Here is a 26,019-nt window from a genome sequence, read left to right as displayed (position 1 = left end):
CGCGCCGAGGCGATCAAGGGGTCCAACACCTTTACGGCACCCATTCACGCACTCCTGTTGTCAATCCGGCGCGGGTGGCGTTGTAGGTTCGGCGGATGCCGTCGCCCCACCCCGACCCCCGCCTCCTGCGCGGCTTCGTCGCCGTAGCCGAGGAACTGCACTTCACCCGCGCCGCCGCCCGGCTCTACGTCGCCCAGCAGGCGCTCAGCCGGGACGTACGGCGACTGGAGCGGGAGCTGGGCGCGGAGCTGTTCGTGCGCAGCACCCGGCAGGTGACGCTGACGGCCGACGGCGAACGGCTGCTGCCGCACGCGCGGCGAGTCCTCCAGGCCCAGGACGACCTGCTGTCCGCGTTCGGGCAGGCCCGCCCGCTGCTGGTCGACTGCAACTCCACCGGCCTCGGCACCCCGCGCCGCGTCCTGCACCGGGCCCGCGAACTCGCCCCCGGCCATGAGCTGATGGCCCGCTACGAGAGCGGCCTCACCGGAGCCGTGGCCGAGCTGCTCTCCGGGCGCCTCGACGTGTCGTTCGGCCGCTACGCGGGGCTCGCCCCGGCGCTGCGGGCCGGGCTCGACCATCAGCCCGTGCGCTACGAGCCCATGGCCGTCCTGCTCCCCGAGGACCATGCCCTGGCCGCTTGGGAGCGGGTGCCGCTGGCCGCCCTGGCGGGTGAGGAGGTGTACGCGGGCGCCGGCAATCCGCGGACGCCGGAGTGGACCGACCTCGCCCGTCGCCTGTTCGAGGGACGCGGCATCGAGGTCGCGTCACCCCTTCCGATGGCCGTCGGTGACGAGGAGTTCGGGCGGATCATGGCCAAGACCCGCAACCCCGTGCTGGCCGTGGTCGACTTTCCGGCCATGCCCGGAGCTGTGCTGCGGCCGCTCGTCGATCCGGTGCCACTGTCGCCTGTGTCACTGGTCTGGCGAAAAGGGCTGGTGCATCCGGCGCTGGATGCGCTGCGCCGGGCTGCGGTGCAGGTCGCGGGGGAGGAGGGGTGGCTCCGGCGACCTGAAGGGGGATGGATTCCGGCCACCGATGCGAAGATCATGTCGGGTCCCGAGTGACACGTGGGAACCAGGGAACCTCCACGTGCGCTACATTCATGGCCTGAGCACGGTGTGGTAAAGGGGGCGCTCGGATCGGGTGGGGGCCTGATCTCGATCGACGGGTGCTCGGCGTCGTACGCGCACCCCGAACTGTCCCGTGGGGGGATGCGCGCACGTGAACAACTGGCGAGAAGACGCCCAACCGGAGTGGCCCGAGGCCACGTCCGGCTCGTCGGACATCCCGGCCCCGCCGATGCCCAGGCCTGTGCCCATGCCTTCGGGCATGCCCGCGCCGACGCCGTCGCCCGTGCCTACGCCCGTGCCTTCGCCTTCCGCCGAGACGCAGGTGCTGCCTGACGCGGCCCTCGCCGGCTGGCACGCCGCCGTGGCCGACAGCGGGGCGGACGAGACCGCCGTACTGCCCAGGGCCGTACGGCCACGGCAGTCGCCGGAGTCGATGCCGCCCGCGTCGGGCGAGCGGGGGCTGCCGCGCCGGGGGCGTGCGGCTCCCGGGGGTGCGCCTGGTGGGCAGGGCCGTGGCGGGATGCCTGGCGGCGTGATACCCGGGGGTGGAGTGCCTGGTGGCGCGATAGCCAAGGGTGGAGTGCCTGGTGGCGCGATAGCCAAGGGTGGAGTGCCTGGTGGCGCGATAGCCAAGGGTGGAATGCCTGGTGGCGCGACACCCAGGGGCGGAGTGCCTGGTGGCGCGATACCCAGGGGCGGAATGCCCGGTGCCGGCATGCCCGGTGGGCCGATGTCCGGCGGCGGTACGACCGCGGGAGGGTGGCCTGCCACCGGCAGGGGGCGGCACGCCGCACCCAGGCCCGGTCAGGGACCCGGGCCCGCGCCTGCTCCGTCCACAGCTTTCGCCGCACCCGCTCCCTCTGCTCCCTTTGCTCCCTCTACTTCCTCCGCTCCTTCCGCCCCGGGCGCCTCCTGGTTCGACGGTGCCGACGGTGCCGACGCGGGCGCCGTCGCGGGCGCGGAGGCCACCGCCGTACTCCCGACCACCCCCGAAGCGGTTGACACTGCCGCCCCCCGCGACCCCTGGGCCGAGACCGAGGAGGCCGCGCCCCGGGCCGGGGCCGCCGCGGCCACGCACGACCCGCACGAGGTGACGGTCCAGCTGGACGCCGTACAACTGGGCGATGTGGCGCTGCGCCCGGTGAAGGGCGGCGTGACCGGCGCCCAGGACGGCTCGGACGGGCCGGTGTTCGTCGACGAGACGGGCCGCCGCAGCCGCATGTGGCGCCGACTGGGCGTGGCCGTGGGAGTCGCCTGCGCGGTCTACGCGGTCGTCATCGTCGCCACCCTGCTCTCCGGCAGCTCGGACGCGCCCTGGCTGCCTGTTCCCGGGCAGAAGGGTGACAAGCCCGCCGGGCAGGTCGACTCGCCTGTCCTGCCGTCGCAGTCGGGGCTGCCGTCGCAGACGGGGGCCGCCGAGTCGCCGGAGGCCGACCCGAGCGCGACGGCCGGTTCGACGCCGGCCGCGGGAGCCGACCCCGGCGCTGCCGGTACGGCGCCCACCGCCGAGGTGCCCGCCGCCGGTGCCACGACCGGGCTCGACCCGGCCCAGCCGAGGACGACCGCCCCGCAGCCCGGAGGCGGCGTGACCCAGCCCGACCCCGAGCCCACGGAGACGGCCACCGAGCCCGACCCCGAGCCGACGACGCCCAGCGCCGACCCGACCACGCCCGACCCGTCGGCCGAGACCGGCGGCGGCGACAGCGGGGGCGGCGACGGCGGCACGACGGGGAACGGCCCGCTCGCATCCGACCCCCTTGCGGCGGAGCAGGGCGGCAGCGAGCCGTCCACGCTCGCCGCACCCCCCTCCGCTCAACCCTCCCCGTCCCCGGAGTACATCCTCTGATGGCATCCCGCAAACGCCGTCACGGGCCCCCGGCCGGAGCCCGAGACGGCTCCCGGCGCCCCCGTGTGCCCATGCGCCTGCTGCTCCCCGCGCTCGTCCTCGTCGCCCTGATGGCGATGCTGATGCTGCGCGGCTATGTGCACAGCGAGATCCTGGCCGACCACCGCGTCCGGCCGCCCGCCTCCTCCGACCACGTGCCGGAGAAGATCCTCGAGGGCGGGCCGGTCATCGACACCCGCGGGGGCCGGGCCGTCACCCTGAGCGTCGAGAGCCACCGGCTGGTGCTCACCTTCGACGACGGCCCCGACCCGGAGTGGACGCCGAAGGTCCTGGACGTGCTGAAGAAGCATCACGCGCACGCCGTCTTCTTCGTCACCGGCACCATGGCCTCCCGCCACCCCGACCTGGTGCGGCGCATGGTGGAGGAGGGCCACGAGATCGGCCTGCACACCTTCAACCACCCCGACCTGTCGTACCAGTCGAAGAAGCGCATCGACTGGGAGCTGTCGCAGAACCAGCTCGCCATCACCGGCGCGGCCGGTATCCGCACCTCCCTGTTCCGCCCGCCGTACTCCTCCTTCTCCGACGCGATGGACGACAAGTCGTGGCCGGTGACCGAGTACATCGGCAGCCGCGGCTACATCACGGTCGTCAACAACACCGACAGCGAGGACTGGCGCAAGCCCGGCGTCGACGAGATCATCCGCCGCGCCACCCCCAAGAACGGCAAGGGCGCGATCGTCCTGATGCACGACTCCGGCGGCGACCGTCACCAGACGGTCCAGGCGCTGGACAAGTTCCTGCCGCAGATGCAGGCCGAGGGGTACAAGTTCCAGAACCTCACCGAGGCCCTCGGCGCGCCCAGCGCCCACTCCGAGGTCACCGGCCTCGACCTGTGGAAGGGCAAGGCGTGGATCTTCCTGGTCCAGGCCTCGGAGAAGATCACCGACGGTCTGGTGGCCGGGCTCGCCGTCATCGGCACCCTGGTCATCGGCCGGTTCGTGCTGATGCTGCTGCTCTCCGGCTACCACGCCCGCCGGGTGCGCCGCCGCGGCTTCCGCTGGGGGCCGCCGGTCACCGAACCGGTGTCCGTGCTGGTGCCGGCGTACAACGAGGCCAAGTGCATCGAGAACACGGTCCGTTCGCTGATGGACAGTGAGCACCCCATCGAGGTCCTCGTCATCGACGACGGCTCCTCCGACGGCACCGCGCGGATCGTGGAGGCCATGGGCCTGCCCAACGTACGGGTGATCCGCCAGCTCAACGGCGGCAAGCCCTCCGCGCTCAACCGGGGCCTGGCCAACGCCCGGTACGACATCGTCGTCATGATGGACGGCGACACCGTCTTCGAACCGGCCACGGTCCGCGAGCTGGTCCAGCCCTTCGGCGACCCGCGCGTCGGCGCGGTCGCGGGCAACGCCAAGGTCGGCAACCGTGACTCGCTGATCGGCGCGTGGCAGCACATCGAGTACGTGATGGGCTTCAACCTCGACCGCCGTATGTACGACGTGCTGCGCTGCATGCCGACGATCCCCGGCGCGGTGGGTGCCTTCCGGCGCTCCGCCCTGGAGCGGATCGGCGGCATGAGCGACGACACGCTCGCCGAGGACACCGACGTCACCATGGCGCTGCACCGCGACGGCTGGCGGGTCGTCTACGCCGAGAACGCCCGCGCCTGGACCGAGGCCCCCGAGTCGGTCCAGCAGCTGTGGTCGCAGCGCTACCGGTGGTCGTACGGCACCATGCAGGCCATCTGGAAGCACCGCAAGGCGCTGGTCGAGCGGGGCCCGTCGGGTCGCTTCGGCCGCGTGGGCCTGCCGCTGGTCTCGCTGTTCATGGTGGTGGCCCCGCTGCTGGCGCCGCTGATCGACGTGTTCCTGTTGTACGGAGTGGTGTTCGGCCCGACCCAGAAGACGGTCGTGGCGTGGCTGGGCGTCCTGGCCATCCAGGCGTTCTGCGCCGCGTACGCCTTCCGCCTGGACAAGGAGCGGATGACGCATCTGATCTCGCTCCCGCTCCAGCAGATCTTGTACCGCCAGCTCATGTACGTCGTACTGCTCCAGTCCTGGATCACCGCCCTCACCGGTGGCCGGCTGCGCTGGCAGAAACTGCGCCGCACGGGTGTCGTCGAGGCACCCGGCGGCCCGGTACCGCGCCAGCGCGCGGCCGTTGGTGACGATCGGAGGCCGGTGGGATGACACAGGAAAATGCACGGCGCGGCATCGAGCCGTCGCCGGCATACGGGGCTGCGTACGACGGGCTGTACGGCGCGCAGGGTGCGCAGGACGCCCAGGACGCGCAGGGCGCGTACGGGGCCGGCTCGTACGGTTCGAGCGACGGGGCGCAGGGGGCGTACGACTCGTACGGCGTTCCGCACCAGCGGACGACGGCTACGGGGCAGGGGCAGGCGCAGGCGCAGGGGCATGGGCCGGAGGCGGCTGCGGTTGCTGTGACGGCGAATGCGAAACCGGCACCGGCACCGGGGGCGGGGGCGGGAGCGGGGGCGGCGCCCAAGAAGGCGCCGGGGCGTGACCGCTACCTGGACCTGCTCCGCTCGATAGCCCTGGTCCGTGTGGTGGTGTACCACCTCTTCGGCTGGGCGTGGCTGACGGTGCTGTTCCCGTCCATGGGCGTGATGTTCGCGCTGGCGGGCTCGCTGATGGCGCGCTCGCTGAGCCGCCCGGCCTGGGGCGTGATCCGGGGCCGGGTGCGCAGGCTGCTGCCTCCGCTGTGGGCGTTCAGCGCGGTGGTGCTGGCGCTGATGTTCGCGGGTGGCTGGAACCCCACGAAGAACACGGAGGACGGCCCCACCTGGGCGCTCCTCGAACTGGTCAACTACATCGTCCCGATCGGCGCCCCGCCGTTCCCCTGGCACATCGGCTCCAAGTCGGGCCTGCTGGAGGACACCTGGGCCGTGCAGGCGGCGGGCCCGCTGTGGTACCTGCGGGCGTACCTGTGGTTCGTGGTGGCGTCGCCGCTGCTGCTGTGGGCGTTCCGCCGCGTGCCGTGGGCGACGGTGTTCGCGCCGCTGGCGCTGACCGCGGTGGTCGGCACGGGCCTGGTCACGATCCCGGGCGAGACGGGCAACGCGGTGACCGACTTCGCGGTCTACGGCGGCTGCTGGGTGCTGGGCTTCGCCCACCAGGAGGGTCTGCTCAAGCAGATCCCGCGCTATGTCGCGATCTCCTGCGCGGGCCTGCTGATGGCCTTCGGCCTGTGGTGGGCCTCGGGCCATCTCGGCCCGGACGGCTGGGACCTCAACGACATTCCGCTGGCCCAGGCCACCTGGTCCTTCGGTTTCGTCGTCATCCTGCTCCAGTACTCCCCGTCCTGGCAGGAACTCCCCGGCCGCCTCGCCAAGTGGGACAAGCTCGTCACCCTCTCCAACAACCGGGCCGTGACGATCTACCTCTGGCACAACATGCTCATCATGGCCACGATCCCGATCATCGACCCGGTCTACGAGCTGCCCTTCATGCAGAGCGACCGTGCGGTGGCCGCGCTCGACTCCACGTACATGATCTGGATGTTCTGCCTGGTCTGGCCCCTGATCGGCCTCGCCGTCCTCGCCTTCGGCTGGATCGAGGACCTGGCGGCCAAACGCCCGCCCCGCCTCTGGCCGAACGGAGCGGCCCGGCCCACCTCCCGCCGAGGCACCTCCGGCGGGCCCACGCCCCCGGCCGACGACTCCCGGGCCCGCGGCACTTCACGCCGCCGCCGCGCATCGGTCTGACCCGGGGATGGGGGAGCCGGGGGACGTGACCTCGAGGGGCACCGGACATGCATCCCCCGGGGCCGGGGATGCCGACCCCGGCCTTGGGCGGGCGAGGGGACCGGGCTGCTTCCGCTGCCCGGAGGGGCGAACGCTGGGCTCGCGCGGTCTGGTCCTCCGGGCGGGGCTTCGGACGCTGGGCTTGCGCGGTCTGGTCCTCCGGGCGGGGCTTCGGACGCTGGGCTTGCGCGGTCTGGTCCTCCGCTGCCGGGCGGGGCTTCGGGCTCCGGTCTTCCGCTGTCTGGTGGGGCGTCGGTGGCGGGGCTTCCGCTGTCTGGTGGGGCGTCGGTGACGGGGCTTCCGCTGTCTGGTGGGGCGTCGGTGACGGGGCTTCCGCTGTCTGGTGGGGCGTCGGTGAGTGGCCCACCGCTGCCTGGCAGGGCGACGGACTCCAGCCTTCCGCCGACCGGCCGGGCATCGGACACCGGCCCGCCGCCCCCCGGCCCGCCCCTGGACGCCGACTCGTCCGCCGCTGACCGGCCACCGTCCCCGCCGGCGTATCGGGAGTCCCCCTTCGGCTCACCCTTCGCGGCCGGCTACGGGACGCCTCTGCCTGCGGAACTGCCCACCCCCGCACCGGGCGAACGGCCCGCACGGGTCCCCGGATCACGTACGCCGTCCCCTCCCGTGCCGCCAGAGGCGACGCCGCGCACCTCACCTTCGGCCGGGTCCCACGACAGGCCGGCATCCGGGGCCACGCGCCGTGGCGTTCGTCTCATGGCTGCCGCGTGCACGGCGGCGGTGACGCTGCTCGGCGGGGTGGCCGGCTGGTACGCGCTGATGCGCTGAAGGACGGGGCGTGAAGGCTTCGGTCCTTCGCTCCACGCCCTTTGGCCGCGTCAACTCGGAGGCATGCGAGGGCATTTCGCCCGGCGCGGCCCACTGTGAGCCCCGCTACCGTGTGGGTTGCCTCCCGGACCCCACATGCCCCACCAGGAGCTCCTGTGACCTGCCGTCGGCTTCGACATGCCCTCGCCCTCACCGCCGTAACAGCGGCGCTGCTCGTCGTGACGGGCTGCGGCGGAGGGAGCGGCGCCTCCAAGGCAGACGACAACAGAGCGGGCGGGAACACCGACGTGAGCCCGTCGCCGTCGCCCACGAAAGCGGTCACGAACCGGCCGGAGATCACCCTCCCGTCGGACCTGAAGCTGGTCTTCGAGGACGCGCCGACCGGCGACCCGGTCAAGGACGCCGTCCTGGCGGACAGTGCGGAGCGTATGCGGGCCGTCGACGCCGCGATCACCGGTACGGACCCCAAGGGCGAGGCGATCGGCTACTACAACACCGGCAAGGCCCTGGAGGCCGCGCTCTCCTGGGTCGGGCAGTTCAAGGACGCCGGAGCCACGATCACCGGCGAGGTGCGCTACTACGACCGCGAGGTCACCCTCGAGGGCCAGAACTCCGCGACCCTCACCTTCTGTGCCGACGAGGGCAAGGGCTTCAGCAAGGACAAGAAGACCGGCGAGGTCGCGAGGACACCGGTCACCAAGAACAGCTACGTCCTCTACAACACCAGCCTGGACAAGAACGCCGACGGCGTCTGGCAGACCTCCCAGGTCCTCTCCGTGCGGGGAGCGGCCCGGTGCCGGCCGTAGGGGGGTGCTTCGGCGGAGCGCAACGTCCATGTGGAAAGCTTCCCCCGTTGCGCCTGTGAACAGCGATGCCGACGAGGAGCGGGTGGATGAAGAAGCGGCAAGTCCGCAAGATGCTGCGGGAGATGGCGACCGGGCAACCCGTCACGGTGAGCAGTCCCATGGCATCCGTGAAGAAGCTCGCTCGATTCGCTTATGTCGCCCAGCAGTTCGGGTACGAGTACGCGGACGTACGGCAGGGCGGGCAGCACAACAGCGAGTACACGATGCTGCTGGTGCCCGACCACTCCCCGCAGGGCCGGGCGCGGGCCGCGCAGAACTGGGCGCAGTATCCGAACGCCGGGGACGGGGCGTCCCTGCCTCCGCTCGTGCCGAACGCGGTGGAACTGCTGAAGGCGCGGATCAAGTTCGACATCTCCGGGCGGCACGCGGAGAAGCGGCGCATCCGGCTAGCGGCGACCGGCATCCCTCTCGCCTGCGTGGGCCTCGTCTTCGAGCTCGGCGCCGACACCACGGCGTTCGTCGTCGCCGGAGTTCTGTGCGCCGCCGGGCTGGGTCTGCTCCCGCTCGGCCTCGCCTACTCCCGCCGCGACAACGCCAGGCAGGCCGCCCTCCTCCAGGCCGCCGGCTTCACGCAGGTACGTGACGAGACGGGGCGGCTGCGGTACGTGCCGCCGGGCGGGCAGCTGCCGGGGCACGGGAACCCGTTCGCGGGCGGGATGCCTCCCGGGGTGCCGCCGCAGACGCCGTACGCCCCGGGCGTCTCGCAGCCGTACGCCGCCGGGCCGTACGCCGCCGGGCCGTACGCGCCCGGGCCTCACGCACCCGGCCCCTACGGCCCCGTACCCCCGCAACCTCAGCATTCACAGCCGGCCCACCACCCTCAGCCGTACCCCCAGCCGTACCCCCAGCAGAACCCCCACTGGCAGCCGCCCCGCACCTGAGGCCATGCCCGGACCTCTCATCCGCTCCTTCCCCCGGGTGAGAGCAAAGTTCCTTACCGGTCACCCACAGCCACAGACAGGAAACGCGCCCTCCCTACCTTCGGGACTCAGCCACTCCCAGCCAGACCTGAGCCCCGGAGCACGTGGAGGCGTTCATGACAGCATCAGGTACGACCCCCTCACCCCCCGCCACTGCCACCACTGCCAGGGGCGGCCGCTGGATCGAGCGGTGGGACCCGGAGGACGAGGTCTTCTGGGAGGACACCGGCTGGAAGGTGGCCCGCCGGAACCTCGCCTTCTCAGTCCTCTCCGAGCACATCGGGTTCTCGATCTGGACCCTGTGGTCGGTGATGGTGCTGTTCATGGGCCCGGAGTACGGGCTGACCCCGGCGGACAAGTTCCTGCTGGTGTCCATGGCGACGCTGGTCGGCGCGATCGTCCGCGTCCCCTACACCTTCGCCGTCGCGCTCTTCGGTGGCCGGAACTGGACGATCGTATCGGCGAGCCTGCTGCTGATCCCGGCGGTGGCCGCGTTCATCGTCATGGAGCCGGGGACGTCGTACTCCACCTTCCTGATCTGTGCGCTGCTCACCGGTGTCGGCGGCGGCAACTTCGCGTCGTCCATGACCAACATCAACGCCTTCTTCCCGCTGAGGAAGAAGGGCTGGGCGCTCGGCCTGAACGCCGGCGGCGGCAACATCGGTGTGCCCGTCATGCAGCTGATCGGCCTCGCGGTGATCGGCGCGAGCGGCGGACCGCGGGTGCTGCTGGGGATCTACATCCCGCTGATCGTCGTCGCCGCGGTCCTGGCCGCGCTGTACATGGACAACCTCTCCAGCGTGAAGAACGACACCGGCGCGGCCAAGGACGCGGTGAAGGAGGGCCACACCTGGATCATGGCCTTCCTCTACATCGGCACCTTCGGCTCCTTCATCGGCTACAGCTTCGCGTTCGGGCTGGTGCTGCAGACGCAGTTCGGCCGTACGCCGCTGCAGGCCGCGTACGTCACCTTCATCGGCCCGCTGCTCGGCTCCCTGATCCGCCCCATCGGCGGCCGGCTCGCCGACCGCTACGGCGGCGCGAAGATCTCCCTGTGGAACTACGTGGCCATGGCCGCCGCCACCGCGGTGGTCCTGGTGGCGAGCGAGCAGGAGTCGCTGCCGCTGTTCACCACGGCCTTCATCGCCCTGTTCGTGCTGAGCGGGCTGGGCAACGGTTCGACGTTCAAGATGATCCCCGGCATCTTCCAGGCCAAGGCGCTCGCCCAGGGCCTCACGGGTGAGGAGGCCGCGGCGTACGGCCGGCGCCTGTCCGGGGCGTCCATGGGGCTCATCGGCGCGATCGGGGCACTCGGCGGACTCGGCATCAACCTCGCCTTCCGCCAGTCCTTCCAGACCGCCGGCACGGGCACGGGAGCGTTCCTCGCCTTCCTCGCCTTCTACGGCGCCTGCTTCGTGGTGACCTGGGCCGTATACCTTCGCCGTCCGGCGGCAGGACGCGGTTCCACGGCCGCTGCCGAGGCGAAGCCCGAGCTCAGCTACGCCGAGGTGTGACGTAACACCGGCGCAATCAAGCGGAACCGAGCCTGTCACGCGCCGTTGACAGGCTCGGCCGCATGTAGGTGCAAAGGGGTCCGCTGGGGCCTGTCGTTCGGATCAGGTCGGCTGAGAGGGACCGTGTGTCTCAGCCGAGCCGAGCGGGGTCTGGTGCGTGCAGCTGCAAGGCGGAGGAGGGCGTCGACGCGGAGCGTCGGCAACCGACGACAACGCCGCAGATGTGCGCACCAGACCCCGCGACGCCGGCATGATCCGAACGACAGGCCCCAGGCCCCGCTGACTCTAAGAGTGCGGGACGAGAGTTATGTACGACGAACAGCAGTCGCCGGAGCATGGACCCCTTGCCGGTTTCACCGTCGGGGTGACGGCCGCGCGCCGCGCCGAGGAGCTCGGGACGCTGCTCCAGCGCCGCGGCGCCTCGGTCCTGCGCGCGCCCGCCCTGCGGATCGTGCCGCTGGCGGACGACGGTGAGCTGCTCGCCGCCACCAAGGAACTCATCGACCGCGTCCCTGATGTGGTGGTCGCCACGACAGCCATCGGCTTCCGCGGCTGGATCGAGGCCGCCGACGGCTGGGGCCTCGGCGAGGCCCTCCTGGACCGGCTGCGCGGCGTCGAGCTGCTCGCCCGCGGCCCGAAGGTCAAGGGCGCGATCCGCGCGGCGGGGCTCACGGAGGAGTGGTCGCCTGAGTCGGAGTCGATGGCGGAGGTCCTCGACCGGCTCCTCGCGGAGGGCGTGGACGGCCGCCGTATCGCGATCCAGCTGCACGGTGAGCCGCTCCCGGGCTTCGTTGAGGCGCTGAAGGCCGGCGGCGCCGAGGTCGTGGGCGTCCCCGTGTACCGCTGGATGCCGCCGGAGGACATCGCGCCCGTCGACCGCCTCCTGGACGCGGCCGTGGCCCGGGGCGTGGACGCGGTGACCTTCACCAGCGCCCCTGCTGCGGCGTCCCTCCTGTCCCGCGCGGAGGAGCGAGGCCTGCTGCCGGAACTCCTCACGGCCCTCAACCACGACGTTCTGCCGGCCTGCGTCGGCCCGGTCACGGCCGTCCCGCTCCAGGCCCTCGGCGTCGAAACGGTCCAGCCCGACCGCTTCCGCCTCGGCCCCCTCGTCCAGCTCCTCTGCCAGGAACTCCCCGCCCGCGCCCGCTCCCTGCCCATCGCCGGCCACCAGGTCGAGATCCGCGGCCACGCCGTCCTGGTCGACGGCACCCTCCGCCCCGTCCCACCCGCAGGCATGTCCCTGCTCCGCGCCCTCTCCCGCCGCCCGGGCTGGGTCGTCGCCCGAGCGGACCTCCTCCGCGCCCTCCCCGGCGCCGGCCGCGACGAACACGCCGTGGAAACCGCCATGGCCCGCCTCCGCACGGCCCTCGGCGCACCGAAGCTGATCCAGACGGTGGTGAAGCGGGGGTATCGGCTGGCGCTGGATCCTGCGGCTGATGCGAAGTATGCGGATGCGTGAGGGGCGGGGAGTGGTGTCTGAGCGGTTTGCGTCACGGTAGGGCGCGATTACCGGGGCGTTCGACGCGACACCTGACATAACCAATGGCTGCAAACACCTCCGACCGGCTTTTTGAAGCACCGCGGCGGCGTGCGGGCTCGAGACACTGCGCCGAGCCGTGGTTATGCTCGGTCCGTCCTCGCTTCGCCTTGGAGAGTCATGTCCGCAGGATCAGATGCCAGCCAACCGGACGCCCGGCGTCCTGGCCGTTCGGTCGTCGGCTCTGTGGTCTTCGGGGCGGGACTGATCGTCGTTCTCGCGACCATGGCGTCGGGTGCCTTTGCAGGTGTGACCCTGGTGGCCCGTCTGGCCGACGACTCCTTCCTGGCCGCGGCTGTCCCCGAGGACGGACTCGGCGCTTTCATCGTCGGAGGACTGACCGCCGGCGGCCTGCTGGGTCTGATGCTGCCGCTGATCCTGCTCGGATCGCTCCGAGGCAACGCCACGACCCCACGGCTCAGCGTGGGGGAAGCCGTCGGCAAGCTCCTCCTCCTCGGGGGTATCTGCACCTACCTGCTGGTGGTCGCTCTGGTCGCGGCCCAGCTCGGTCGGCTCCTTCCCGAGGAGCTGACCACCCTTCTGGGTGTCTTCGTCGTCGGCTTCAGCTGGGTGCCGCTTGCTCTCTTTCCCTGGCGCGACATCGGTCTCGGCGGGATCGTGAAGAAGCCGTTGAGACCGACAGGTTCAGACGAGCCTCAGTGACGCGGCCAGTTCATCGGCGACCTTTCCGAGTTCCTCTCCTAGACCCAGCGCCGTCCAGAGCAATCGACATTCGAGCGCCACGGACGCCCTCCTGGGCAGGACGTAGTGACACACCCCCTCGACCACCGTGCCGCTGCTGGACTCGGGGTCCGACGGCTCCAGCCGGTTCACCCGCAGTGCTGGGCCGACGGGCAGCTCGGCCTCGGAAACCCTGGGGCTTCCGAAATACGGACCGACGGCGGCCTCGGCCTCAGCTCGGAGAATGTCCAGGCGCAATGCTTCCGGCGGAACCTTCAGCTCTCGTACCGAATAACTGGCGATGACCGATTCGTTGGGCGGGGCCAGCAGAGCAGCACAGAGAGCTTGCTGCCGTACCGCGACTGTCCAGTACCAGAGCAGGTCCTTGGCAAAGCCATCGAGCAGCTCTTGAGGAGAGCTCGCGGCCAAGTGCTGCGAGGACACGGACCGAGCCCACGGCTCCGGTTCCGCGGCGGAGAGATCAAGGACGATCCAGTTCCCCGGGGTCGGCAGTTCGACTCGGCATTCTCGCCATTCAGGGTCCTGCTGCTCGGTGAAGCCCATCAGGACCCTCACCTTCCTGCCAGCGACGCGTCAGAACCCGTCACGTCGATTTCCGGCTCACCTTGGAACAGTTCCACAAGGCTGCTGGTGTCGGATGCGGCGCCCGTGCCCGTTGCTCCCAGTGCCCAGGAGTTGTAGGCGAGAGCCTGCTTGAAGGCATCAGGCGTGCCGATGAAGTCGAGATCAGCCTGGCCGATGTTGCGCATACGTCCTACTTCGTCGACCATTCCCGGCCCTACGTACATGCTGGCCACTCCTCGTGCACCGCCGGTGTTCCATGCGTTGCGGGCGGCAGAGAGGTTGTCCTGGACCTTGAATAGGTCACGCCAGTTGCTGCGGACCACGCCCAGGTCGTCGGCGAACGAGCGGGGCAGGCCCTTGAAGGCAGCGCCCAAACCGATATCGGGCCGGGCGGCGTGCGTCACGGCGCCTGCCCGTGCACCCACCATCTCCACGACCAATGCGCGGCGTGCGGCCGCATTCATGGCCGGATTCCAGGCACGTACGTACTGGGTTGCCGCTGTCCAGACTTTGCTGCGTCCCACGGTCGCGGCAAGCTTGGCTCCCGCCGAGAAGACTCGTCCGATACCGAACGTGGCCAGCCCGAGCACGTCCATGGCGACGTCCTTCCAGCTGGCGTCGCCGTTGATGAGCATCAGCACATGGCAGATCAGGGAGAGGGCTGTCATGACGAGTGCGACGGTGCCCAGGATCCCGGCGAGTGCTTGACCGATGATCGGGATCCAGCCGACGAAGAGAGCCAATGCGCCGCAGACTGCGGCGATGCCGCCTGCGACCTCGCTGATGAGCGTCAGGGTGTCGCGTAGGTCGTCCAGCAGATCATCGTTGAGACCGTCGTCCTCGACAGCGTTGTGGATGGACGTGGCGGCCTTGTCGCCGGCGTCGCGGTGACGTGACTTCAGTCCGCCTAGTTTCCCACGCATGCCGGACAGTTCATCCGTCAGATCCGAGACTTTGTTGTCGAGCTTCTTCTGAGCATCGTCATCAGTGCCCTTCGGCGGGTGGTCTGCCCTTGAACGGGCGGTGGACAGTTCGCCGGCCTTGGTCTCGGCCTGCGAGAGCAGGGAATCCGCTTCGCCCTGGATCTCGTCAAGGCTGGTGTAGTACTCCTTGAGTGCCGTGCCTGCCACCTCGTAGCGGCCTTGGGCCTTGCTGACTTTTTTCGCGGTCTCACTGGCCTTGTCGGCGAATTCACGACCGGCATCGGAGTCCCAGCTCTTCTGGTCTCCCACACGACGCAGCGCATCGGCTGTGTCCTTGATGGTCTTCGCCGTGTTGGTGAATCGGGTGGCGAGTGCCTTCAGCTCGTCGACGCCGCCCGGCACGGGGTCGGCATGCTCGCCGAGCACCTCCCAGCGGTAGTCGGCAGGCCGCCGCGTCACTTCTTCTTGCCCTTACCGACGAGAGCTTGGTAGAGAGCGGTGTCGAGCTCCTTGTATGCCTTGGACGCTTCCTTCGCGAGCGTGCCGAGCCCCTCGATGTCCTTGATCATTTGATTGCGGTTGTCGTCCCAGTCGTCGGAGAACTCCTGAATCCGCTCAAACAGCTTGTCGTGCCCGACTGTCCGTCGATCGTAGGAGTCCATGAGCTTGTCCAGGCCTTCGAACTCGGTGGCGATGGTACGCAGTCCGGTTCCCACTTGGTGCAAGTCGTCCGTGGAGACCCTGAGTCGCTCACCCATGTGTCACCCCGCCTTGGGGTCCTCGGTGTGCCGACGCCAGCGCAGCGAGCCGGCGACCGCGTCGAACAGTTCCACCATCGCGTCTGCGATGGGCTCCAGCGGAGTGCTGAACGTCAACATCAGCGACTCGTCACGGCCCGGTACCGGCACGAAGTACTCCACGATCGTGTCCTCGAACTGTGACCCGAGCTTCTTGGTCTGCCGGTTGCGTCCACTGCGCCGTGTGCGTGAGGCCCGGCCTGTGCCAGGAAGGGTCACAGGGGTTACCTCGCCCCTGCCGGCGAGTGCTGCCACCGCATCGATGCTGTCGAAACGCCTGGAGACCCGGGAGATGAGCAGTGAGGCGGACAGCGGGATGCCGGCCGCTTCCAGAAAGGACAGATAGAGCACGAGCCCGCCCTGTTCGGCACCGGCTTCAGCTACACCGATCAACTGTTCTTGGGCCTTGCGGCGCAGGACCGGCTGGTCGTCCACACCAGCCCACTGTCTCTTGATCAGGCCGGCGACCGACGCCTCTCGCTGCTCTCCGGGCTGAAGGGGGATTCGGTACCAGTCCTCCGGAGTGATCAGGCCGAAGCCTGCATCGTCCTCTGGGAGCGGACCGTGCTCCGCAGACTGTTGCATGCTCGCTCTCTCGATCAGATGCGGGATCGTGCCATCGCCGGTTGACCGACTGCGTCCGAATGTTAGAGGGAAGCAGCAGCCGACGGGCCATGTCGCCATGGAGGTCATGGGGATGGTCGACTGTCTTGCGAAAGCCTGCGCAGAGCAAGCAGCAGAGCCGCCGCCTGTCCCTGGTGCGTTACGGCCGGCACACCGTACTGCCCCGCTGAGACGTCAGCCTTTCGGTGACCCACACCCCCCGGTCGTTGAGCCTGAGCCTGGTGTTGTAGAGGACGTAGCCGCCGTCCGACTCCGGCGTCACCGCCGTCTTCCCGGTTCTCAGACTCTTGTTGTACGCCTTGTTCTGGTCCTCGCAGTAGACCAGGCCGGCCGTCCCGTCGTCGTTGACCTGCACCTTGGCGTCGTAGAAGCGCTTGGTGCCGGTGATGCGGTCCTTGTAGTCCACGAACTCCTGGATGAACTTCTGGCTGCCTGCGGCTGCCTCGCCCTCGGAGTAGAAGCGGTACGCCTGGTGAAGCGGATTCTGTTCGGCGATGGCCATGTCCACGGCCTTGACGAACTGCTGTCCGTCGTTCAGAACGGCGTCCTTTGCCGCATCGCCGGTCCTCGACCACTCGAAGGTGTACGTCAGGTCCGACGGTAGGTCGATCTCGGGGCGGGCCGCGTCCTCTGCCGTGGCAGCCGTGGGCGACGGCGATGAGCTCGTGTCGGTGTCCGCCCCTGCGATCTTGTCGTTCCTCTTGGGCGGCTCCTCGTCGGCGCCACATGCCGCGACAAGGAACAGGGCAGTTGTTGCGGCGACGAGGGAGGAGAGGAGACGCGATGAGCGGCGGATCATGGGAGCTCCTGATGAGGGGAACTTGGTCGGCGCGACGAAGTGACCCTGCTTGATGTTCAAGGGCGTTGGGAAACCGACGCCGTCCCGTCAGCGGTTGACGGCCTGGATCTCCTGGACGACGACGTCCTGGGTGGCGCCGAAGGTGCCGTCGGGCAGGTTGCCGCCCGCTCCGCCGCTGCCGGTCCAGCTGATCTGCCAGGTGATCGTTGCCTTGAGCGGGTAGGAGCCGTTCCCCGAGGAACGCAGGTACCGCACGCCGCAGGGCGGGGTCTGGAAGGCCTTGCCGCTGGCGTAGGGCTCGCCGATGCGGCCGTCGGTGATCCGGCAGGTGCCGGAAGACGGGTAGGTCTCGGCGTCCGGAGTGCCGGGGTCGATTTCGAGGGCGACCGGCTCGGCGGTGGTCGTGGCCTCGATGCCGAGCAGGGGGACGGAGGCGGTGACGGAGACGGGCTTGAACTCGGCACCGTCCAACCAGGCCCAGGTGGGCAGGTTGACCTTGGTGGCCCCGGCGGGTGCTAGGTCGACCTTCGTAGAGGGGACGCGGATCTCGGCGTAGGCCAGTTGGGCGAGCATCTCCGGGGTAATGGCTTCGGGGACGTCGGCGGGCGGCGGGTCACCCTTGTCCACCCAGAACGGAGGCTTTTCGCATTCGAGAGCGCCCGGGTCTCCCTCGCGGCCTTCCGTGACGTAGGAGTCCCACCAGTAGCCCTTGCCGGACTTCTCCTTGTTGAAGTCCTTGTAGGGGTGCCCTTCGACATAGCGGGCGCGCTGCTCGGCGTCCCATTGGTAGCCGGTCGACTCGGCCTGCCAGATCGGTTCCAGGTACGCCTTGAGTTCTTCGGGCGAGTACTTCGGGGCGTAGTAGCAGGCCGGCGGGGTCCATGTCGTCGAGGAGGTCACGGTGCCGGTCGACTGCCCGGAGCCGTTCCTCGAGTGGTCGAAGACGACGGCGCCTGCCGTCGCGGAGACGGTCTGACCCTCCTTGTCCCCGTTGACCTGTGTCTCGGAGCCCGTCCCCTTGCCTCCGGGCACGACGTCGGCCCAGGCCTGAGGCCCCCACGACCAGAGCAGGGCAGCGGCTACGGCGGCGCACGCTGACGCCTTGGCTACGGCTGGCACTGGGCGGCTCCCCTCACCGACACGATCTGGGAGGTCTGCCAGACGCCGTCGGCGTTCTTGTCCAGGCTGGTGTTGTAGAGGACGTAGCTGTTCTTGGTGACCGGTGTCCTCGCGACCTCGCCGGTCTTCTTGTCCTTGCTGAAGCCCTTGCCCTCGTCGGCACAGAAGGTGAGGGTCGCGGAGTTCTGGCCCTCGAGGGTGACCTCGCGGTCGTAGTAGCGCACCTCGCCGGTGATCGTGGCCCCGGCGTCCTTGAACTGCGCGACCCAGGAGAGCGCGGCCTCCAGGGCCTTGCCGGTGTTGTAGTAGCCGATCGCCTCGCCCTTGGGGTCCGTACCGGTGATCGCGGCGTCGACGGCCCGCATACGCTCCGCACTGTCCGCCAGGACGGCGTCCTTGACCGGATCGCCGGTCCGCCCGCCCTCGAAGGCCACCTTCAGGTCCGACGGGAGGGTGATCTCCGGCCGGCTCGTGTCCGTCGGGGCCGAAGTCGCGGGCGAGGGAGATGGGTTGGGGTCCGTGTCCGCGCCTGCGATCTTGTCGTTCGCCTCGGAGGTCTCGTCCCCGCCGCCGCAGCCCGTGAGGAGCAGCAGCGCCGCCGCTGTTACGGCGGTGAGGGCGGGGACATGGCGAGCCTGGCGGTGGGTCACAGGAGCTCCTGGTGGGGCACGTGGGGTCCGGGAAGCACCCCACACCGTAGCGGGCCCGCAGAAGACCGCACCAGGGTGAACCGGGCTTGCCGGCATCTGGGCATCCGTCCTTGCGCAAGCGGGCCCGACTGGCGCCCCTCCTGGGAGTGTTGTTGTTCAGCGGCGACCGACCGTGAGTCCCGAAGCGAAGGGCAGCTGGTTCGCCCTGATCAGGGCAGGCATTTGGCACTCCCCCTCTGCGATTCCAGCCGCTCGGTGACCCAGACGCCGTTGTCGTTCTTGCGTAGGGTGCTGGCATAGATGACGTAGCTGTCCCTCGTCACCGGAGTGACATCCGTCTTGCCGGTCTCCAGGAACTTGTTGAAGACCTTGCTCTGGTCCTCGCAGTACACGAGGGCCGCGGTGCCGTCGTCCTTCACCGTCAGGCTCTCGTTGTAGTAGCGGGTCACACCGGTGGTGCGGGCCTTGTGGTCGACGAAGTCCTGGATGAACTGCTGGGTCCCGGCCGCGGCCGAGCCCTTGGAGTAGAAGCGGTACGCCGCGTGCAGGGGGTCCTGCTCGGCGATGGCCATGTCCACGGCCTTGATGCGCTGCTCGGCGTCGCTCAGTGCCGCGTCCTTGTCAGGGTCGCCGGTCCTTCTCCACTCGAACCTGTACGTGACGTCCGAAGGCAGTTTGATCTCGGGGCGGTTGACGGCAGTCGAGGGGGCGTCGGTCGGTGAGGGCGATTCCGCGGTCTCGGTCTTCGCGCCTGCGATCTTGTCGTTCGCCTGGGAGCTGTCATCGCTACTGCTGCATGCGGACAGCGAGAGGACCACGACGGCCGTCAGTGTGGCTGCGAGCGTGAGAGGGCGGCGGTTCACTTTCAACTCCGGGTGAGGCGAGGTTCTCACGAGTGGACCAACGCTATGGGTGGGGCTGGGGTGACACCAGGCGTACTTCCGCCGTCACACGGTCACCGCGTCGGCATGAGCCGACCTGGCAGTCGTCGGCCGGCCCTGCCTCAGGAGCGCCCCGGTCAGCAACGCCAGCGCCACAGTCGACAGCACTGCCCTGGCCGCGTTCCAAGCCACCCACGCGTCCTCGAAGTGCTCGCGGGCCGTTGCCGCGGAGGCCGTGGTGGAGGCGAGTTGGTCGTTGAGGGGGACGTTGCCGGCCACGGTGAGCAGGAAGGTGAGGGCGTAGGCGGCGCAGGCGGCCCAGGTCCACCAGCGGTGGTTCTCGGTACGGGCCTGCCAGGCGGCGGCCGCGCACAGCAGAAGTGCGCCCATGAAGACCGAGAGGAACAGGGGGTTCTGGATCACGTCGTTGATGTCGCGCATGACCTGTACGAAGACGCGGTCGTCGCTGCGGGACAGGGCGGGCATCACGGCGCAGGCGAAGATGAAGAACGTGCCGGCCATCAGGCCCGTGGTGAGGGTGGCCGCGCCCAGGATCAGGGTGGCGGTCGTGCGGTTCGTGGTCGTTCCTCTTCGGTTCGTGTTCATGGCTTCAGTCAACCGGGCCCGCCTCCCGCCCGACATCGTTCAGGCGCGCTGTTCCATACGCGCGCGTCCACGGAGGGGTATCGCCGCCGTACGCGGGCAGGCACTGTGGTGAGGAACCTTCCTGGGAACCTTCCCACCGTGTTTCAACCGCTAGGCGGTGACAGGCACATGGCCTCGGTACCGGGTACGCCCACCCTCCCGTACGAGCTGCGGTTCGACGCCGGGCGCGTCTGTCTCGACCTGCTGGCGACCGGGCATCCCGGCGACCGGCTGGGCTCGCCGGAGGTGCTGCGGGCGTGGATCGTGGGCAGTGGGCTGGTGCCGGTGGGCACACCGCTGGGGCATGCGGATGCCGGGTGGGTGGGAGAGTTCCGGGAACTGCGCGCTGTCGTCGGGGCGTTGGTGGAAGGGCAGCTCGATGCGCGGCCCGTGCACGACGCCGTGCTGGTGCGGCTCAACGACCTCGCCCGGCCCTCGCCTCCCGCCCCCGGCGTCGTACGCGCGGCTGACGGCAGCCTCGTACGGGCGCTGGACGGACGGCCGGAGTGCGCCGGGCTGCTCGGGGCGGTCGCGCGGGACGCCGTGGAGCTGCTCACCGATCCTGTCGCACGGGCCGCGCTGCGGCGGTGCGCGGGGGACAACTGCCTTCTCGTGTACGTCGACACGTCCCGGGGGCGTCGTAGGCGCTGGTGTTCCAGTGAGGTGTGCGGGAACCGGGAGCGAGTCGCCCGGCATCGGCGTCGTGCGGCCGCCCTCGCCCGGGCCTGACGCGTGACGCGCTTGCCCGAGGATCTCTCTCCCTTCCAACTCCTCGATCTGTGAAGGAAAAACGCGGGAACCCGGGAGGGAATGTGCCTCCATGTCACCACTCGTGACATGACCCCGCGGAAAACTGTCGCTTCCCTTTGAACACCCGCCGCCCCCCGTCCGTACCCGTCGTCGAGCGACCGGCTGGGGGAGCCCAGTTGAATCGGGGACACCGGAGGTGGGCGTGCGCAAGGATGCGGCCGTGGCCAAGGAACGTGGAACGAGGGCCCGACATCGCATGTCCCAGCCCTCGGAGCCGGACGAGGAGCTGATGCGCGCGCTGTATCAGGAGCACGCCGGACCCCTCCTGGCCTATGTGCTGCGGCTGGTCGCCGGAGACCGGCAGCGGGCCGAGGACGTCGTGCAGGAGACGCTCATCCGTGCCTGGAAGAACGCCGGTCAGCTCAATCGGGCGACCGGTTCGGTACGCCCCTGGCTGGTGACGGTCGCGCGCCGCATCGTCATCGACGGCCACCGCAGCCGGCAGGCCCGGCCGCAGGAGGTCGATCCGTCGCCGCTGGAGGTCATCCCCGCGGAGGACGAGATCGACAAGGCGCTGTGGTTGATGACGTTGTCCGATGCTCTCGACGATCTGACGCCCGCCCATCGGGAAGTGCTCGTCGAGACGTACTTCAAGGGGCGTACCGTCAATGAGGCGGCGCAGACCCTGGGGATACCCAGTGGCACGGTCCGGTCCCGGGTGTTCTACGCCCTGCGTTCGATGAAGCTGGCACTGGAGGAGCGGGGGGTGACGGCGTGATGAGCAGCTACGGAGGATTCGGCCCGGGCGGATCCGGACATCCTGGACCCATGCAGGGATCACAGGGCCCGAACGAGCACGAGACCGTCGGCGCCTACGCCCTCGGGATTCTCGACGACGCCGAAGCAACCGCTTTCGAGGTCCACCTCGCGACCTGCGAGTGGTGCGCGCAGCAGCTCGACGAGCTGGCTGGGATGGAGCCGATGCTGGCGGCTCTGGCCGACCTGCCGGGCACCGGCACGCCCGCCGTCGGGGAGTCGTTGTCCGCCCGGCCGAGCCCGCGGCTGGTGGAGCGGCTGGTCGACGAGGTCGCCGAGCGGCGGGCCCGTAAGCGACGGCGCGGGTTCTATCTCGTCGCCGCGGCGGCCGCGCTGATCATCGGCGGGCCGCTCGTCGCCGTCGCGGCCTCCGGCGGCGACACCGGCACCAAGGTCGAGGCGCATCCGTCGAGCCCCGCCAAGGAGGCCTTCGACGTCATGCACGACAAGGTGCGGGCCACCGACCCCGCCACCCAGGTCAGTGCCACGGTCGCTCTGGAGAAGAAGGCCTGGGGCACGCATGCCGTGCTGGAGCTGACGAACGTCAAGGGGCCCGAGAAGTGCTCCCTGATCGCCGTCGGCAAGAACGGCGAGCGCGAGACGGTGACCTCCTGGTCCGTCCCCAACTGGGGCTACGGCATCCCGGACTCCGCCGCTGAGCAGGCCCGCCAGCCGCTCTACGTCCACGGCGGCGCGGCCTTCGCCCCGAACGAGATCGACCACTTCGAGGTGATGACCTTCGACGGCAAGCGGCTGGTGGAGGTCGACGCGTAGGGCTGTCCGCCGGGCCCGTCCTGGTCGTACGGCCCCCAGGGCGTGGGTCGCCGAGCGGTGCCCGATGCCGACCCCAGGCCCCAGGCCCCTCCGGGCGGCGTGGGGCGCGAGTGGTGCCCGCGCCGGGCCCCCCGTTCGGTCCCGCCGGGACACCGACCGGTGAGCCCGGCGGCCGGGCCCGTCCTGAAGCCAGGCGCCCGGCTGCCGGGCCCGTCCTGAAGCCAGGCGCCCGGCTGCCGTGGCTCGGCCTGGCCCGGCCCGGGTGCCTTCCGGGGCGGGGCGGCGGCCCTACGGCCCACCAACTGCAGTACTAGGCATTCAGCCCTCGGCCCCGGCCCCACCCAAGATCATCCGCAAGCCCGATGCCCCCTTCCGGACGCGGGAGCCACCATGCCGGTGGAACCTGCCAAGAGGAGCGCATCATGTCGTACCCGGAACACCCCGAGTACCCGGAAGACCGCTACCACCGCGACAAGGGCGAGGTGAACGCGGTCTTCCGCCCGGCCGACAGCCCACCGGACATCTCCTCACCCGGCGCCTCCACCCACTACCTCGCCACCAACGCGTCGACCGGCGGCGAATTCGGCCTGTACAAGGTGGAGCTGGGTGCACGGTCCGCCGGGGCCAAGACCCACTTCCACAAGGCGATGTCGGAGTCCTTCTACATCCTCTCCGGCGCACTGGAGCTGTACAACGGCGAGAAGTGGGTGACGGGCCGCGCGGGCGATTTCCTGTACGTCCCGGTCGGCGGCCTGCACGCCTTCAAGAACGTGACCGACGAGCCCATGTCCATGCTCATGCTCTTCTCCCCGGGCGCCCCACGCGAGGAGTACTTCGAGCGGGTCGCGGAGATGGCGCAGCGCGGTGGCGAAGAGCTCAAGCAGTTCCGCATCCGACACGACAGCTACTTCCTGGAAGACTTCGAGCCAGGGGAGGAGTAGTCCGGGGCCGGCCCGGCCTGTACGAGTTCGCCGGCGGCCTCCCTTCCGGGGCGGGGGCGCCGAGCCGCGCTCGCACCAGCCCCGCCCCCCAAAAAAACCGCCCCCGCCAGGGCACGGACAACCCCACCCCCAGGACCCATCCGCAAGACAGCCCCGGCCGCCGTAGCCTGACCCGCCCCCCTTCGCGTACGGTTGACGGCTGCCCAGCACGTCAGAAGGGGGCCCGGTGGCCGCTCAGGCTCAACAGGAAACCGCGGTCGGCGCGGCCTCGGACTCGGTCCGTGACCGTGAGATCAGCGTGGAACAGGAACACCTGGACCGGGTGTACCGACGCCTGGAGGAGAAGATCCACGAGGCGGAGTTCCTCATGCACGACGCGGCCAAGCGCGGCCAGGTCGGCACGCCCGGCGCGCTCGCCGAGCGGGACGCGCAGGTCTTCCGGGCGGGTGTCCACCTCAACCGGCTCAACAACGAGTTCGAGGACTTCCTCTTCGGACGGATCGACCTGCTGCTGGGGAAGGACGGGAAGAAGGGGCCCGACGGCGCCTACACCGCGGTCGAGCCCGCCGAAGGGGCCGTGCGGGCGGACAACACCGCCGACATCGCCGAGACCCTGCACATCGGCCGGATCGGCGTCCTCGACCAGGACTACGCCCCGCTGGTGATCGACTGGCGGGCCCCCGCCGCCGCTCCCTTCTACCGGTCCACGCCCGTCGATCCGGGGAGGGTGGTCCGCAGACGCGTCATCCGCTCCAAGGGGCGCCGTGTCCTCGGTGTCGAGGACGACCTGATGCGGCCCGAGCTGAAGGCCACCCTCGGCGGACAGGAGCTGCCCGTCATCGGCGACGGCGCCCTGATGGCCGCGCTCGGCCAGGCCCGCAGTCACACCATGCGGGACATCGTCGCCTCCATCCAGGCCGAGCAGGACCTGGTCATCCGTGCGCCCGCCGCCTCCGTGACGTACGTCGAGGGCGGGCCGGGGACGGGCAAGACCGCCGTCGCCCTGCACCGGGCCGCCTACCTGCTCTACCAGGACCGGCGCCGGTACGCGGGCGGCATCCTCATCGTCTCGCCCACGCCCCTGCTGGTCGCCTACACCGAGGGCGTGCTGCCCTCGCTCGGCGAGGAGGGCCAGGTCGCCATCCGGGCGATCGGCTCGCTCGTCGACGGGGCCGAGGCCACGCTGTACGACTCCCCGGCCACGGCCCGCGCCAAGGGCTCGTACCGGATGCTGAAGGTGCTGCGCAAGGCCGCGCGCGGAGCTCTGGAGCTGAACGATTCGCCAGAGCGGCTGAGGGTCGTCGCCTTCGGCCGCCGCCTGGAGCTGGAGGCCGCCGAGCTGGACCGCGTCCGGCGCAACGCCCTCGGCGGCACGGCCCCCGTCAACCTGCTGCGCCCGCGCGCCCGCAAGCTGCTGCTCGACGCCCTGTGGGAGCAGTCCGGCGGCGCCGCCCGGCACACCGACCCGGAGCTGGCGGCCGAGCTGCGCTCCTCCTTCGACGAGGACGTGACGAGCGAGGACTCCTTCATCGCCTTCCTCGACGCCTGGTGGCCCGAGCTGACCCCGAAGGCCGTCCTGGCCGCCATGGCCGACGAGCGCCGCCTCGGCCGCTGGGCGCGCCGCATCCTCAACCCCGGCGAGGTCCGCAAGGTCGCCCGCTCCCTCAGACGCGACGGCCACTCCGTGCACGACATCGCGATGCTCGACGAGCTCCAGGCGATCCTCGGCGCCCCGGCCCGCCCGAGGAGGAAGCGCGAACTGGACCCGCTGGACCAGCTCACCGGCCTGGAGGAGCTGATGCCGACGCGCGAGGAGTCGCAGCGCGAGCGCGCCGAGCGCCTCGCCCAGGAGCGCACCGAGTACGCGCACGTCATCGTCGACGAGGCCCAGGACCTCACCCCGATGCAGTGGCGCATGGTCGGCCGCCGTGGCCGGCACGCCACCTGGACGGTCGTCGGCGACCCGGCCCAGTCCTCCTGGTCCGACCCGGACGAGGCCGCCGAGGCCCGTGACGAGGCCCTGGGTACCCGCCCGCGCCGCCGCTTCGAGCTGACCGTGAACTACCGCAACCCCGCCGAGATCGCCGAGCTGGCGGCCAAGGTGCTGGCCCTGGCCATGCCGGGCGCCGAGTCCCCGTCCGCCGTACGGTCCACCGGCGTGGTCCCGCGTTTCGCCGTCGTACGGGACTCCCTGCGCGAGTCCGTGCGCGCCGAGGCCGAGCGGCTGCTGGAGCAGGTCGACGGCACCGTCGGCGTGGTCGTCGCGATGAACCGGCGCGAGGAGGCGCGGCGCTGGCTCGACGGGCTCGGCGACCGGGTGGTGGCGCTCGGCAGCCTGGAGGCCAAGGGCCTGGAGTACGACGCGACGGTCGTGGTCTCGCCCGCGGAGATCGCCGACGAGTCCCCGGCCGGCCTGCGCGTGCTCTACGTCGCGCTGACCCGGGCGACCCAGCAGCTCACCGTCGTATCGGCGGAGCGGGACGAGCCGGACGCGGCCGGGGTGCCGGATCTGCTGCGGGACTGACGCGCCCATGATCCGAAGAGGGCGACTTCCCATAACCCGGGCGAACCCGGCGCAGGGGAATGGCCCGGCGGCATCCGTTTGTTAGCCTTGTCGTGACACCGGCCCGATCCAAGCCCCCGGGCCCAACCTTCGTCCCTCAGAGGGACCACTTGCCGCGAGGCGAGCATGGCGGGTCGGTGTCATGAACGTACGAAGA

At 70.3% G+C, this 26,019-nt stretch carries 23 protein-coding genes; 14 read left to right on the top strand and 9 right to left on the bottom strand.

All coding sequences use genetic code 11. The features are described from left to right. The first annotated feature begins 95 nt into the window (after positions 1-95). From ACIQ6Y_RS38340 to ACIQ6Y_RS38300, 9 genes are all read left to right on the top strand, one after another. Positions 96-1,064: a LysR family transcriptional regulator gene (locus tag ACIQ6Y_RS38340; protein ID WP_404047227.1), complete on the top strand. Its 969-nt coding sequence runs from the start codon at positions 96-98 to the stop codon at positions 1,062-1,064. Positions 1,065-2,160: 1,096 nt separating this feature from the next. Then, complete coding sequence (locus ACIQ6Y_RS38335) at positions 2,161-2,916, top strand: hypothetical protein (protein ID WP_404047224.1); 756 nt, start codon at positions 2,161-2,163, stop codon at positions 2,914-2,916. Beyond that, positions 2,916-5,114, top strand: a complete 2,199-nt coding sequence (locus ACIQ6Y_RS38330; protein ID WP_404047221.1) for a polysaccharide deacetylase family protein — start codon at positions 2,916-2,918, stop codon at positions 5,112-5,114. The genes ACIQ6Y_RS38335 and ACIQ6Y_RS38330 overlap by 1 nt, the downstream gene beginning before the upstream one ends. After that, positions 5,111-6,649 (top strand): acyltransferase, encoded by a 1,539-nt coding sequence (locus ACIQ6Y_RS38325; RefSeq protein WP_404047219.1) that lies wholly within the window; start codon positions 5,111-5,113, stop codon positions 6,647-6,649. The genes ACIQ6Y_RS38330 and ACIQ6Y_RS38325 overlap by 4 nt, the downstream gene beginning before the upstream one ends. Before the next feature lie 983 nt (positions 6,650-7,632). Next, the gene (locus ACIQ6Y_RS38320; RefSeq protein ID WP_404047216.1) at positions 7,633-8,283 is read left to right on the top strand and encodes a hypothetical protein; all 651 of its coding nucleotides are present in this window, start codon (positions 7,633-7,635) and stop codon (positions 8,281-8,283) included. Between the two features lie 86 nt (positions 8,284-8,369). Then, entirely contained in the window at positions 8,370-9,224 is an 855-nt protein-coding gene (locus ACIQ6Y_RS38315) for a hypothetical protein (RefSeq protein WP_404047213.1), read from the top strand. A 155-nt stretch (positions 9,225-9,379) separates the two neighbouring features. Next, positions 9,380-10,777 (top strand): nitrate/nitrite transporter, encoded by a 1,398-nt coding sequence (locus ACIQ6Y_RS38310; protein WP_404047210.1) that lies wholly within the window; start codon positions 9,380-9,382, stop codon positions 10,775-10,777. A 307-nt stretch (positions 10,778-11,084) separates the two neighbouring features. Further along, positions 11,085-12,236 (top strand): uroporphyrinogen-III synthase, encoded by a 1,152-nt coding sequence (locus tag ACIQ6Y_RS38305; protein WP_404047207.1) that lies wholly within the window; start codon positions 11,085-11,087, stop codon positions 12,234-12,236. Positions 12,237-12,500: 264 nt separating this feature from the next. Further along, on the top strand, positions 12,501-12,977 hold the full coding sequence (locus tag ACIQ6Y_RS38300; RefSeq protein WP_404047204.1) for a hypothetical protein: 477 nt from the start codon (positions 12,501-12,503) through the stop codon (positions 12,975-12,977). Here ACIQ6Y_RS38300 and ACIQ6Y_RS38295 read toward each other — a convergent pair. The 9 genes from ACIQ6Y_RS38295 to ACIQ6Y_RS38255 form a co-directional block, all read right to left on the bottom strand. Continuing rightward, positions 12,960-13,559 (bottom strand): hypothetical protein, encoded by a 600-nt coding sequence (locus ACIQ6Y_RS38295; protein ID WP_404047201.1) that lies wholly within the window; start codon positions 13,557-13,559, stop codon positions 12,960-12,962. The two genes, ACIQ6Y_RS38300 and ACIQ6Y_RS38295, sit on opposite strands and share 18 nt — an antisense overlap. An 8-nt stretch (positions 13,560-13,567) precedes the next feature. Further along, positions 13,568-14,962 (bottom strand): hypothetical protein, encoded by a 1,395-nt coding sequence (locus ACIQ6Y_RS38290; protein WP_404047199.1) that lies wholly within the window; start codon positions 14,960-14,962, stop codon positions 13,568-13,570. Continuing rightward, positions 14,959-15,261, bottom strand: coding sequence for a hypothetical protein (locus ACIQ6Y_RS38285; protein ID WP_404047196.1), 303 nt, complete (start codon positions 15,259-15,261; stop codon positions 14,959-14,961). The genes ACIQ6Y_RS38290 and ACIQ6Y_RS38285 overlap by 4 nt, the downstream gene beginning before the upstream one ends. Before the next feature lie 3 nt (positions 15,262-15,264). Continuing rightward, positions 15,265-15,885 (bottom strand): hypothetical protein, encoded by a 621-nt coding sequence (locus ACIQ6Y_RS38280; RefSeq protein ID WP_404047194.1) that lies wholly within the window; start codon positions 15,883-15,885, stop codon positions 15,265-15,267. Between the two features lie 178 nt (positions 15,886-16,063). Further along, a complete protein-coding gene (locus ACIQ6Y_RS38275; protein WP_404047191.1) occupies positions 16,064-16,723 on the bottom strand; it encodes a hypothetical protein in 660 nt (219 codons plus the stop codon). A gap of 87 nt (positions 16,724-16,810) precedes the next feature. Beyond that, positions 16,811-17,755, bottom strand: coding sequence for a hypothetical protein (locus ACIQ6Y_RS38270; protein WP_404047188.1), 945 nt, complete (start codon positions 17,753-17,755; stop codon positions 16,811-16,813). Between the two features lie 74 nt (positions 17,756-17,829). Further along, complete coding sequence (locus ACIQ6Y_RS38265; RefSeq protein WP_404047186.1) at positions 17,830-18,492, bottom strand: hypothetical protein; 663 nt, start codon at positions 18,490-18,492, stop codon at positions 17,830-17,832. Between the two features lie 209 nt (positions 18,493-18,701). Further along, entirely contained in the window at positions 18,702-19,355 is a 654-nt protein-coding gene (locus ACIQ6Y_RS38260; RefSeq protein WP_404047184.1) for a hypothetical protein, read from the bottom strand. 84 nt (positions 19,356-19,439) lie between these two features. Continuing rightward, positions 19,440-19,979, bottom strand: coding sequence for a DUF1772 domain-containing protein (locus tag ACIQ6Y_RS38255; protein WP_404047181.1), 540 nt, complete (start codon positions 19,977-19,979; stop codon positions 19,440-19,442). A 168-nt stretch (positions 19,980-20,147) separates the two neighbouring features. Between ACIQ6Y_RS38255 and ACIQ6Y_RS38250 the strand changes: the two genes are divergently transcribed. From ACIQ6Y_RS38250 to ACIQ6Y_RS38230, 5 genes are all read left to right on the top strand, one after another. Next, positions 20,148-20,747, top strand: a complete 600-nt coding sequence (locus ACIQ6Y_RS38250; RefSeq protein WP_404047178.1) for a CGNR zinc finger domain-containing protein — start codon at positions 20,148-20,150, stop codon at positions 20,745-20,747. A gap of 217 nt (positions 20,748-20,964) precedes the next feature. Then, entirely contained in the window at positions 20,965-21,546 is a 582-nt protein-coding gene (locus ACIQ6Y_RS38245) for a sigma-70 family RNA polymerase sigma factor (protein WP_399642039.1), read from the top strand. Positions 21,547-21,596: 50 nt separating this feature from the next. Further along, positions 21,597-22,358 (top strand): anti-sigma factor family protein, encoded by a 762-nt coding sequence (locus tag ACIQ6Y_RS38240; protein ID WP_404047175.1) that lies wholly within the window; start codon positions 21,597-21,599, stop codon positions 22,356-22,358. A gap of 422 nt (positions 22,359-22,780) precedes the next feature. After that, on the top strand, positions 22,781-23,299 hold the full coding sequence (locus ACIQ6Y_RS38235) for a cupin domain-containing protein (RefSeq protein ID WP_404047173.1): 519 nt from the start codon (positions 22,781-22,783) through the stop codon (positions 23,297-23,299). 226 nt (positions 23,300-23,525) lie between these two features. Then, positions 23,526-25,823, top strand: coding sequence for a HelD family protein (locus ACIQ6Y_RS38230; protein ID WP_404047170.1), 2,298 nt, complete (start codon positions 23,526-23,528; stop codon positions 25,821-25,823). The last annotated feature ends 196 nt before the right edge of the window (positions 25,824-26,019 follow it).

The sequence above is a fragment of the Streptomyces sp. NPDC096205 genome, from assembly GCF_044763135.1.
GTDB lineage: Bacteria > Actinomycetota > Actinomycetes > Streptomycetales > Streptomycetaceae > Streptomyces.
Note: the sequence above shows the minus strand (reverse complement) of the source record. Positions and strands in the feature narration are given on the sequence as shown.

Coding starts and splice junctions, on each gene's coding strand:
- ACIQ6Y_RS38340 (WP_404047227.1), top strand. CDS start 96: ATGCCGTCGCCCCACCCCGACCCCCGCCTCCTGCGCGGCTTCGTCGCC.
- ACIQ6Y_RS38330 (WP_404047221.1), top strand. CDS start 2,916: ATGGCATCCCGCAAACGCCGTCACGGGCCCCCGGCCGGAGCCCGAGAC.
- ACIQ6Y_RS38325 (WP_404047219.1), top strand. CDS start 5,111: ATGACACAGGAAAATGCACGGCGCGGCATCGAGCCGTCGCCGGCATAC.
- ACIQ6Y_RS38315 (WP_404047213.1), top strand. CDS start 8,370: ATGAAGAAGCGGCAAGTCCGCAAGATGCTGCGGGAGATGGCGACCGGG.
- ACIQ6Y_RS38310 (WP_404047210.1), top strand. CDS start 9,380: ATGACAGCATCAGGTACGACCCCCTCACCCCCCGCCACTGCCACCACT.
- ACIQ6Y_RS38305 (WP_404047207.1), top strand. CDS start 11,085: ATGTACGACGAACAGCAGTCGCCGGAGCATGGACCCCTTGCCGGTTTC.
- ACIQ6Y_RS38295 (WP_404047201.1), bottom strand. CDS start 13,559: ATGGGCTTCACCGAGCAGCAGGACCCTGAATGGCGAGAATGCCGAGTC.
- ACIQ6Y_RS38285 (WP_404047196.1), bottom strand. CDS start 15,261: ATGGGTGAGCGACTCAGGGTCTCCACGGACGACTTGCACCAAGTGGGA.
- ACIQ6Y_RS38280 (WP_404047194.1), bottom strand. CDS start 15,885: ATGCAACAGTCTGCGGAGCACGGTCCGCTCCCAGAGGACGATGCAGGC.
- ACIQ6Y_RS38275 (WP_404047191.1), bottom strand. CDS start 16,723: ATGATCCGCCGCTCATCGCGTCTCCTCTCCTCCCTCGTCGCCGCAACA.
- ACIQ6Y_RS38255 (WP_404047181.1), bottom strand. CDS start 19,979: ATGAACACGAACCGAAGAGGAACGACCACGAACCGCACGACCGCCACC.
- ACIQ6Y_RS38250 (WP_404047178.1), top strand. CDS start 20,148: ATGGCCTCGGTACCGGGTACGCCCACCCTCCCGTACGAGCTGCGGTTC.
- ACIQ6Y_RS38240 (WP_404047175.1), top strand. CDS start 21,597: ATGCAGGGATCACAGGGCCCGAACGAGCACGAGACCGTCGGCGCCTAC.
- ACIQ6Y_RS38235 (WP_404047173.1), top strand. CDS start 22,781: ATGTCGTACCCGGAACACCCCGAGTACCCGGAAGACCGCTACCACCGC.